This is a genomic window from Terrabacter terrigena (assembly GCF_042676085.1).
GTDB lineage: Bacteria > Actinomycetota > Actinomycetes > Actinomycetales > Dermatophilaceae > Terrabacter > Terrabacter terrigena.
Genome location: NZ_JBHTKH010000030.1, coordinates 1 through 1,839 on the forward strand (window position 1 = coordinate 1; position 1,839 = coordinate 1,839).

Sequence of the window (1,839 nt, forward strand, 5' to 3'; positions counted from 1 at the left end):
GGCTGCTGGCCCGGCCGGAGATCGGCGCCCTGGTGGCGGCGATCGTGATCTTCATCTTCTTCCTGATCGTCGCCCCGGCCTTCCGCAGCGCGCCCGCCTTCTTCACCGTGCTCTACCAGGCATCGACGATCGGCATCGTCGCCGTCGGGGTGGGGATGCTGATGATCGGCGGGGAGTTCGACCTCTCCGCCGGTGTCATCGTCACGGCAGCCGGCCTGCTGAACGCGATGTTCTGCTACCAGCTGCGCATCAACCTGTGGGTCGGCGTCATCCTCTCGCTGGTGTTCTGCCTGGCCATCGGGTTCCTCAACGGCTACCTCGTCATGAGGACCGGCATCCCGAGCTTCCTCATCACCCTCGGCACCTTCTTCATCCTTCAAGGCGCCAACCTCGGCGTCACCAAGCTCGTCACCGGCTCCGTGTCCAGCCCCAACATCGACCAGATGGACGGGTACTCGACGCTCAACTGGATCTTCGCCCACGAGTTCAAGATCGGCTCGATCACCTTGTCCATCACGGTGATCTGGTGGCTGCTCTTCGCCGGGCTCGCCGCCTACATCCTGCAACGCACCAAGATCGGCAACTGGATCTATGCCGTGGGCGGCAACGCCGCCTCCGCCCGAGCCGTCGGCGTGCCCGTCACCGCCGTCAAGGTGGGCCTGTTCATGACCGTGGCCTTCCTCGGCTGGTTCGCCGGCATGCACTACCTGTACCGGTTCAACGTGCTCCAGGCCGGCAACGGCGTCGGCAACGAGTTCCTCTACATCATCGCCGCAGTCGTCGGCGGCACCCTGCTCACCGGCGGCTACGGCAACGCGCTCGGCGTCGCCCTCGGCGCCTTCATCTTCGGCATGACCAGCCTCTGCATCGTCTACGCCGGCTGGGACCCCAACTGGTTCCGTGCCTTCCTCGGCGTCATGCTCCTGCTCGCCGTGATGGTCAACCTCTACGTCAAGCGACTCTCGACCGCCCGAAAGGTGGGCTGACATGACCGACACCATCGCCGACCACGCCGACAGCACCCTGCACCGTGGCGAACCCCTCGTGCAGATGACCAACGTCGGCAAGACCTACGGCGCCATCCGCGCCCTCAAGGGCATCAACCTGACCGTGAACGCCGGCGAGGTCACCTGCGTCCTGGGCGACAACGGCGCCGGCAAGTCGACCCTCATCAAGATCATCGCCGGCCTGCACCCGCACAACGAGGGCACCATGAAGGTCGACGGCAAAGAGGTCTCCTTCTCCTCCCCCCGCGAGTCCCTCGCACACGGCATCGCCACCGTCTACCAGGACCTCGCCGTCGTCTCCCTCATGGAAGTGTGGCGCAACTTCTTCCTCGGCTCCGAGCTGGTCAGCGGCCGCTGGCCGTTCGCGCCGATGAAGGTCAACGAGATGAAACGCATCGCCGACGAGGAGCTGCGCAAGATGGGCATCGTCGTCAAGGACATCAACCAGCCCATCGGCACCCTCTCCGGCGGCCAGCGCCAGTGCGTCGCGATCGCCCGAGCCGTCTACTTCGGCGCCCGCGTCCTCATCCTCGACGAGCCGACCGCCGCCCTCGGCGTCAAGCAGTCCGGCGTCGTGCTCAAGTACACCGCGGCCGCCCGTGACGCCGGCCTCGGCGTCGTCTTCATCACGCACAACCCACACCACGCCTACCTCGTCGGCAACCACTTCGTCATCCTCAAGCTCGGCCAGGCCGTGCTCGACAAGAAGCGCTCCGAGGTGGCCCTCGACGAGCTCACCCGCCAGATGGCCGGCGGGGACGAGCTCGCAGAGCTCTCCCACGAGCTGCAGAAATGAACGAGGTGACGTCATGAGCGTCGCTGTCGCCCACCA

General features: G+C 66.0%; 2 protein-coding genes. Both read left to right on the forward strand.

Going from position 1 to position 1,839, the window contains the following annotated elements; translation table 11 throughout:
• Positions 1-2 precede the first annotated feature (2 nt).
• On the forward strand, positions 3-986 hold the full coding sequence (locus tag ACFQ2V_RS21200; protein WP_386055001.1) for an ABC transporter permease: 984 nt from the start codon (positions 3-5) through the stop codon (positions 984-986).
• Position 987: 1 nt separating this feature from the next.
• A complete protein-coding gene (locus tag ACFQ2V_RS21205) occupies positions 988-1,803 on the forward strand; it encodes an ATP-binding cassette domain-containing protein (protein ID WP_386055003.1) in 816 nt (271 codons plus the stop codon).
• The last annotated feature ends 36 nt before the right edge of the window (positions 1,804-1,839 follow it).